Annotated in this window: 6 protein-coding genes; 5 read left to right on the forward strand and 1 reads right to left on the reverse strand. The window is 67.3% G+C overall.

The annotated features are described in order from the left end of the window. Positions 1 to 2 precede the first annotated feature (2 nt). Genes ASE66_RS02660 through ASE66_RS02680 form a run of 5 tightly spaced genes read left to right on the forward strand, consistent with a single transcriptional unit; the run spans position 3 to position 7831 of the window. Complete coding sequence (locus ASE66_RS02660; RefSeq protein ID WP_057188655.1) at positions 3 to 2699, forward strand: nitrate reductase; 2697 nt, start codon at positions 3 to 5, stop codon at positions 2697 to 2699. 29 nt (positions 2700 to 2728) lie between these two features. Continuing rightward, the gene (ntrB, locus tag ASE66_RS02665; RefSeq protein ID WP_082613145.1) at positions 2729 to 3637 is read left to right on the forward strand and encodes a nitrate ABC transporter permease; all 909 of its coding nucleotides are present in this window, start codon (positions 2729 to 2731) and stop codon (positions 3635 to 3637) included. A gap of 11 nt (positions 3638 to 3648) precedes the next feature. Further along, the gene (locus ASE66_RS02670) at positions 3649 to 4446 is read left to right on the forward strand and encodes an ABC transporter ATP-binding protein (RefSeq protein WP_057188013.1); all 798 of its coding nucleotides are present in this window, start codon (positions 3649 to 3651) and stop codon (positions 4444 to 4446) included. An 11-nt stretch (positions 4447 to 4457) separates the two neighbouring features. Continuing rightward, positions 4458 to 6254, forward strand: a complete 1797-nt coding sequence (locus ASE66_RS02675) for a NirA family protein (RefSeq protein ID WP_057188657.1) — start codon at positions 4458 to 4460, stop codon at positions 6252 to 6254. Next, positions 6251 to 7831 (forward strand): sulfite reductase subunit alpha, encoded by a 1581-nt coding sequence (locus tag ASE66_RS02680; protein WP_057188014.1) that lies wholly within the window; start codon positions 6251 to 6253, stop codon positions 7829 to 7831. Before ASE66_RS02675 ends, ASE66_RS02680 begins: the two co-directional genes overlap by 4 nt. A 146-nt stretch (positions 7832 to 7977) precedes the next feature. Here ASE66_RS02680 and ASE66_RS33075 read toward each other — a convergent pair. After that, positions 7978 to 8213: transposase (locus tag ASE66_RS33075; RefSeq protein ID WP_244494778.1), on the reverse strand; the 236-nt coding region annotated here is incomplete at its 5' end.

Genomic DNA, 8213 nt, shown 5'->3' on the forward strand with positions numbered 1-8213 from the left:
CCATGCGCCACGACGCCCCGCTCGCCGGCCCCGTCCCGACACGCACGACCTGCCCCTATTGCGGGGTCGGCTGCGGCGTGCTCGCGACGCCGGACGGCAAGGGCGGTGCGACAATCGCCGGCGATCCGGATCATCCGGCCAATCGCGGCCGGCTCTGCTCGAAGGGCTCGGCGCTCGGCGAGACGCTCGGCCTCGGCACGCGTGTGCTCCATCCGCTGAAGCGCAATGCCCGCGGCGCCTATGACCGGGTGTCCTGGGACGAGGCGCTCGATGCGGTCGCTGATGGGCTGAAGACGATCATCGCGCGCGACGGCCCCGAGGCCGTCGCCCTCTATCTCTCGGGCCAGCTGCTGACCGAGGATTATTACGTCGCCAACAAGCTGATGAAGGGCTTCATCGGCTCGCAGCATGTCGACACCAATTCGCGGCTCTGCATGGCCTCGACCGTCGCCGGCCATCGCCGCGTGCTCGGCTCCGACACCGTGCCCGGCTGCTATGAGGACCTCGACAGCGCCGACCTGATGGTGCTGGTCGGCTCCAACACGGCCTGGTGCCACCCGATCCTGTTCCGGCGCATCCAGCAGAACCGAGCTGAGCGCGGCGCCAGGGTCGTCGTGATCGACCCGCGCGTCACTGCGACAGCCGAGGATGCCGATCTCGTCTTAGCCCTGAAGCCGGGTTCCGACAGTGCGCTCTTCGCCGGATTGCTGGTGCATCTTGCCGATGCCGGCCTCATCGATCGCGCCTATATCGAGCACCACGTCGCCGGCTTCGATGCCGCGCTCGCCAATGCCCGCGAGATCGCGCCGGACATCGCGGCAGTCGTCGCCCGAACCGGCCTGTCCGAGGCCGACATTGCCGCGTTCTACGCGCTCTGGGCCGGCACGCCTGCCGTCGTCACCGCCTGGAGCCAGGGCGTCAATCAGTCGGCACAGGGCACCGACAAGGTTGCGGCGATCCTGCACTGCCATCTCGCCACCGGCCGCATCGGCCGCCCTGGCGGTGGCCCGTTCTCGCTGACCGGCCAGCCCAATGCCATGGGCGGGCGCGAAGTCGGCGGCCTCGCCAACATGCTCGCCGCTCATATGGGCTACAGCCCGGCCGAAATCGACCGCGTCCGCCGCTTTTGGCGCGCGCCGCGCATGGCCGGGCGCGAGGGCTTCAAGGCCGTCGACATGATGGACGCCGTCGCAGACGGCCGGCTGAAAGCGATGTGGGTAATGGCGACCAATCCTGCCGTGTCGCTGCCGCGGGCCGACGCGGTTCAGGCGGCGCTACGCGGGCTCGATCTCTTCGTCGTCTCCGAGAACGTCCTCTCAAACGACACGCTCGCCGCCGGGCCGCACTACATCCTGCCGGCTGCTGCCTGGGGCGAGAAGGACGGCACCGTCACCAACTCCGAGCGCCGCATCTCGCGCCAGCGTGGATTCTTGGCCCTGCCGGGAGAGGTGAAGCCGGACTGGTGGATCATCTGCGAGGTCGCCGAACGCCTCGGTTTCGAGGAGGCCTTCGATTATGCCGGCCCGCACGAGATCTATGCCGAGCACGCAGCGCTTTCGGCCTTCGAAAACGCGGGCAGCCGCGACTTCGACATCGGCGCCCATGGCGACCTGACCCGCCACGCCTATGACGGGCTCGCGCCAGTGCAGTGGCCGGTTCCTGTGGGCCAAGCGGAGGGTACGGCCCGGCTCTTCGCCGAAGGCGGTTTCTTCACCGCGAACCGCAAGGCGACAATGCGGCCGCTCGCCCTGCCCGCGCTTGCCGCCGCGACCACTGAAGCCTTCCCGCTGCTGCTCAACACCGGCCGCGTCCGCGACCACTGGCACACCATGACGCGCACCGGCCTGAGCGCTCGGCTCTCGGCTCATGTCGCGGAGCCAACGGTGCTGGTGCATCCGGATGATGCAGCCCGCTTCGGACTTGCCGCGAAGGGCTTTGCCTGCATCGCGACGGCTCACGGTACAGTCGTGCTCAAGATCGCGCTCGATCCCGGCGCGCAGAAGGGCTCGCTCTTCGCTCCGATCCACTGGTCGGGCGAGAACGCCTCCAACGCCCGTATCGGCGCCGCCGTCCATCCGCTGGTCGATCCGTTCTCGGGCCAGCCGGAGATGAAGGCGACGCCGGCTGCGATTGCGCCAGTCTCGTTCCGTTCGCGTGGTTTCCTGCTCGGCGCCGACGACTTCGCCCTGCCGGAAGGAAGCTGGTGGACCCGCGTCGCCGTCGAAGGCGGACTGGGTCGGCTCTTCGCGACGCAGGCCGATGCTGCCGAGCTTATGCAACTCGCCCGCGAGGCCTTCGGCGCCGAGGGCTTGATCGAGATGGTCGATGCCGAACGCGGGCTCTATCGCTGCTCTCTGATCCGCGATGGCCGGCTCGCAGCCGCCCTGTTCCTCGGGCCGGACCATGACGCGCCCGTCTGGGATGCGGTCAAGCTCGCCTTTGCCAGCGGCGAGGTTGATCCGCGCCAGCGCCTCGCGCTGCTCTCCGGCCGCAGCTTGGACGGCGCCGCCGACCAGGGCCCGACGGTTTGCGCCTGTTTCGGCGTCGGCCTGAACGCGATCCGCGCCGCCTTTGCGGAGGGCGCGAGCGTCACGGTCGAGGAGATCGGCCGCAAGCTGAAAGCCGGCACGAATTGCGGTTCGTGCCTCCCCGAAATCCGCCGCATCGGCGCGCAGCAGCGCGTTGAGGTGCCGGCATGAACGCACCGATCGATCACAGGAGTGACGGAATGGGTCAGGCTGTCTTGAAGGACGCCGGCGCGGGCGCAAAGGTCGTGGCCTTGCCGGCGGCGAGTGCGGGCGTGGTGGCGTTGCCTCAGGCGACCGGCCAGCCGCTGCGCGAGAGACTGGCGCCGCTGGCGAAGTCGGTGCTGGTCAGCGTCATACCGCCGCTGATCACGGTCGCGCTGATCCTGCTGTTCTGGCAGATCGCCGCCTCCGGCCCGCAATCCTCGCTGCCGCCGCCGACCAAGATCTGGGAAGAGGCCAAGGACCTGATCACCGAGCCGTTCTATTGGGCCGGTACCCAGGATATCGGGCTCGGCTGGCGCATCCTGGTCTCGCTCCAGCGTGTCGCCATCGGCTTTTCCCTTGCCGCGGTCGTCGGCATCCTGCTCGGCGCGCTTGTCGGCCAGTCAGTCTGGGCGATGCGGGGGCTCGATCCGGTCTTCCAGGTGCTGCGCACCGTGCCGCCGCTGGCCTGGCTGCCGCTCTCGCTGGCGGCGTTTCGCGACAGCCAGCCCTCGGCGATCTTCGTGATCTTCATCACCGCGATCTGGCCGGTGATCATTAATACCGCCGTCGGCATCCGCAATATCCCGCAGGATTATCGCAATGTCGCCAAGGTGCTGCGGCTGAACCAGGTCGAGTTTTTCTTCAAGGTGATGGTGCCCTCGGCGGCGCCCTACATCTTCACCGGCCTTCGGATCGGCGTCGGCCTGTCCTGGCTCGCCATCGTCGCGGCCGAGATGCTGACCGGCGGCGTCGGCATCGGCTTCTTCATCTGGGACGCGTGGAACTCCTCGCGCCTGTCCGACATCATCGTGGCGCTCGTCTACATCGGCGTGGTCGGCTTCGTGCTCGACCGGCTGGTCGCCTTCGTCGGCACGATCGTCACCCGTGGCACAGTCGTGAACTGAGGAGCCGGATCATGAGCAGCCCCTATCTCAAGATCGATCATGTCGAGAAGACCTTCCAGCGCGGCACGGCCTCGACCAATGTGCTGAAGGACATCAGCCTCGTCATCGACAAGGGTGAGTACGTCTCGATCATTGGCCATTCCGGCTGTGGAAAGTCGACCCTGCTCAACATCGTAGCCGGGCTGACGCCGGTGAGCGCCGGCGCCGTGCTGCTCGAAGGCAAAGAGGTCAACGCGCCCGGCCCCGAGCGGGCGGTGGTCTTCCAGAACCACTCGCTGCTGCCCTGGCTTTCCGTCTACGACAATGTCGCGCTCGCCGTGAACAAGGTCTTCCGCGGCGTAAAGTCAAAGGCGCAGCGGCATGACTGGATCATGCACAACCTCGACCTCGTCCAAATGGCTCATGCCAGGGACAAGCGCCCAGCCGAGATTTCCGGCGGCATGAAGCAGCGGGTCGGCATCGCCCGCGGCCTCGCCATGGAGCCGAAGATCCTGCTGCTCGACGAGCCCTTCGGTGCGCTCGACGCGCTGACCCGGGCCCATCTGCAGGACTCGATCATGCAGATCCACGCCGCGCTCGGGAACACGATGATCATGATCACCCATGACGTCGACGAGGCCGTGCTGCTCTCCGACCGGATCGTGATGATGACCAACGGCCCCTCCGCCCGCATCGGCGAGGTGCTCGATGTCCGGCTGGAGCGCCCGCGCAAACGCCTCGAACTGGTCTCCGACCGCACCTACATCGCCGCGCGCGAGGCCGTGCTGAAATTCCTCTACGAGCGCCACCGCTTCGTCGAGGCGGCGTGACGGCGGCGGCCATGAGCAACGACTTCTCCCCCGACCAGAAGCGCTATCTCGAAGGCTTCATGAGCGGCATGCAGTCGGCGCGCGCGGCGCGCGGGCTCGGACCGCTCGGTGGTGCGGGCGAGCAGGGCAACGCCACGCCGTCAGGCCCCGACAGGGAGCATGCCGAGGCGCAGGCGAAGACCGTCGCCGGAGGCGGCAAGCTGGTCGACCAGGAGAAGTGGAAGGCGGCCGAGCATCCCTTCGACGCCTATGCCCGCTTCAAGGACCAGGCGTCGTCAGGCACCTACCCGAAGCCGGAAGACAATTTCCGCTGGCGTTACCACGGCCTGTTCTATGTGGCCCCGGCGCAGGACAGCTATATGTGCCGGCTGCGCATCCCGAACGGTATCCTCAAGGCCTGGCAGTTCGAGGGTGTCGCCGATCTCGCCGAGCGGCTTTGCGGCCCCTACGCCCATGTCACCACCCGCGCCAATCTGCAGGTCCGCGAGATCAGCGCGCAGAACGCGCCGCTCCTGCTCGAAGGCCTCGCCGATCTCGGCCTCACCGCCAAGGGCTCCGGCGCCGACAACATCCGCAACGTCACGGGCTCGGCGACGGCCGGCATCGACCCGCTCGAACTGCTCGATACGCGCCCGCACGCCCGCGCCTGGCACCACCATATCCTCAACGACCGCTCGCTCTACGGCCTGCCGCGCAAGTTCAATGTTGCCTTCGACGGCGCCAGCTCGATCGCGACGCTGGAGGACACCAACGATATCGGTTTCCAGGCGATTGAGATTGGGGAAGGGGCGACGTTCGAAGGCGCTGCTGTCGGGCCCGGCATCTGGTATCGGCTCGCGCTCGGCGGCATCACCGGTCATCACGACCTCGCTCGCGACACCGGCATCGTTGTCGCGCCGTCCGATACGGTCGCGGTCTCCGACGCGATCGTGCGCGTCTTCGTCGCCAATGGCAACCGTACCAACCGCAACAAGGCGCGCCTGAAATACGTGCTCGACGCCTGGGGTTTCGACAAGTTTCTGGCGGCAGTGGAAGAGAAACTCGGCCGCCGGCTAATCCGGGTCGATGCATCCTTCGTGAAGCCGCGCCCGATCTATGACCGGCTCGCCCATATCGGCGTGCACAAGCAGCTTCAGCCTGGACTGAACTGGGTCGGCGTGGCGCTGCCGGTCGGCAAGCTCACCGCCCGGCAGATGCGGACGATCGCGGCGATTTCACAAGCATGCGGCGATGGCGATATCCGCCTGACGGTCTGGCAGAATCTGCTGATCTCGGGAGTGCCCGATGCGAAGGTCGACGACGTCATCGCCAATCTGCTGGCGTGCGGCCTTTCCGCGGAGACCTCCGTGCTGCGCGCCGGGCTGATCGCCTGCACCGGCGCCACCGGCTGCAAGTTCGCCGCCGCCCACACCAAGGAAGATGCGCTCGCCATCGCCGCCCATTGCGAGCCGCGCATCACGCTGGACCAGCCGGTCAACATCCACCTGACCGGCTGCCACCATTCCTGCGCCCAGCACTATATCGGCGATCTCGGCCTGATCGGCGCCAAGGTGCCAGTCAACGAGGACGGCGACACCGTGCCCGGCTACGACCTCCTCGTCGGCGGCGGCTACGGCGTCGACGGCGGCATGGCCCGGCCGTTCCGCGAGAAGGTCAGGGCCGAGGAGGCGCCGGCTTTGGTCGAGGCGATCCTGCGGACCTGGCAGGTCCATCGCGTCTCAGCCGAAGAGAGCTTCGTCGCCTTCGCCCGCCGCCATGAGATCGAGGCGCTGCAGGTGCTGGTTGCGCAGACGGGAGAGGCGGCATGACCGTGCAGGCGCCGAATCCGCTCGTCCAGGTCCTGCCCGAGACGGCGCCCTTCAGCGAGGAGCAGCGCTCCTGGCTCAACGGCTTCTTCGCCGGCCTGCTCTCGCTCGACAATGCCGGCGTCACCGCGCTGTCGCCGGCGGAGAACGCTGCGATGATGGGCGAGGCCGATGACGGCGCGCCCTGGCACGATCCGGCCATGGCGATCATCGACCGCATGCAGCTCGCCGAGGGCAGGCCGCTGCCGCGCAAGCTCTTCGCCGCCATGGCGCAGCAGGATTGCGGTCAGTGCGGCTATGTCTGCGAGACGTATTCGTCGGCGATCGCCGAGGGCAAGGAAGGCCGGCTCAATCTCTGCGCGCCCGGCGGCAAGGAGACGCTGCGCCAGCTCAAGGCGCTGATGGAAGAAGACGGTGCGCCGGCCGCTGCACTGGTCGAGGCTATGCCGGTCACGCCGGCGGGCCCGATTGGGCGCTCTCGCGAGAACCCGGCGCTCGCCACCTTCCTGTCGCGTCGCAAACTCAACAGTGAAGGCTCGGAGAAGGAGACCTGGCATGTCGAGTTCGATCTCTCCGAGAGCGGGCTCGACTATATCGTCGGCGACGCCTTCGGCATCGTCGCGCAGAACGATCCGCGCTTGGTCGATGCGGTAATCGCCCTGCTCGGTGCACGGCCCGATGCCGATATTGGCGGCCGGACGCTGCGCGAGAAGCTTGTGGCCGCTTGCGCGCTCGGCGCTGCACCGGATGCGCTGTTCCAGCTGATTTCCTATGTCACCGGGGGCGAGACCCGCCAGAAGGCCAAGCGGCTCGCGGCAGGCGAGGATCCCGATGGCGATCTCGACCGGCTCGACGTGCTCGGCACGCTGCACAAGTTTTCTTCGGCGCGGCTTTCGCCCGAGGCTTTCGTCGAGGCGCTCGATCCGCTGCAGCCCCGGCTCTATTCGATCTCGTCCTCGTTCAATGCGACGCCGGGCCTGATATCGCTGACGGTCGATACGGTGCGTTACAAGATCGGCTCGCGCCCGCGCTGGGGCGTCGCCTCGACCTTTCTGGGCGAGCGCGTCCAGCCCGGCGACAAGGTGCCGGTCTATGTCCAGCGCGCCCATGGTTTTGGCCTGCCGGCGAACCCGGAGACGCCGGTGATCATGTGCGGCCCCGGCACCGGCGTCGCGCCCTTCCGCGCCTTTCTGCACGATCGCAAGGCGACAGGCGCCAACGGGAAGAACTGGCTGTTCTTCGGCCATCAGCGCCGGGCATCCGACTTCTTCTACGAGGACGAGCTCAACGCGATGAAGCAGGAGGGCGTGCTCACCGGCCTGACCCTGGCCTGGTCCCGCGACGGCAAGGACAAGATCTATGTCCAGGACCGCATGCGAGAGCGCGGCGCCGAGCTCTTCGCCTGGCTGGAGCAGGGCGCGCATTTCTATGTCTGCGGCGACGCCAAGCGCATGGCCAAGGACGTCGAGCGCGCCATGGTCGATGTCGTCGCCGAACACGGCAAGCGCTCGATCGACGAAGCCGTCGCCTATGTCGCGGCGTTGAAGAAAGCGGGGCGCTATCAGGCTGATGTCTACTAGAGATGCGGCCGGGCGCGAACGTCAGGGAACGCCAAACACACAAAAAACCGGCCGTTTTGGCCGGTTTATGAAGTGTCCGTCGTCAGATGATTTGAGACCGTTTTGGTTTCTCAGGAACGGAGGCTCTGGCTCATCTGGGTTTGAGGCTATGCGGCCTTCAGGTGATGCTGCAAGCGTCTCTGGTGGATGGTCTGGCGCTTGATCCTTTCGCGTTCGGTGAGGATGGCCTGCCCGCGGCCGAGGTAGACGTCGGCGGGCGTGAGATTGCCGAGGCTCTCGTGAGATCGGGCATGGTTGTAGTGCTCGACGAAGGCGGCGACCTGCCGTTCGAGATCGCCGGGCAGGTAGTCGTTTTCGAGCAGGATGCGGTTCCTGAGGGTCT

Origin of the sequence: Allobosea sp. Root483D1 (assembly GCF_001429505.1) — a bacterium.
GTDB lineage: Bacteria > Pseudomonadota > Alphaproteobacteria > Rhizobiales > Beijerinckiaceae > Allobosea.

Bases quoted from the DNA above. Each gene is read 5' to 3' on its own strand.
- ASE66_RS02670 (WP_057188013.1), top strand. From the start codon at position 3,649: ATGAGCAGCCCCTATCTCAAGATCGATCATGTCGAGAAGACCTTCCAG.
- ntrB (WP_082613145.1), top strand. From the start codon at position 2,729: ATGGGTCAGGCTGTCTTGAAGGACGCCGGCGCGGGCGCAAAGGTCGTG.
- ASE66_RS02680 (WP_057188014.1), top strand. From the start codon at position 6,251: ATGACCGTGCAGGCGCCGAATCCGCTCGTCCAGGTCCTGCCCGAGACG.
- ASE66_RS02660 (WP_057188655.1), top strand. From the start codon at position 3: ATGCGCCACGACGCCCCGCTCGCCGGCCCCGTCCCGACACGCACGACC.
- ASE66_RS02675 (WP_057188657.1), top strand. From the start codon at position 4,458: ATGAGCAACGACTTCTCCCCCGACCAGAAGCGCTATCTCGAAGGCTTC.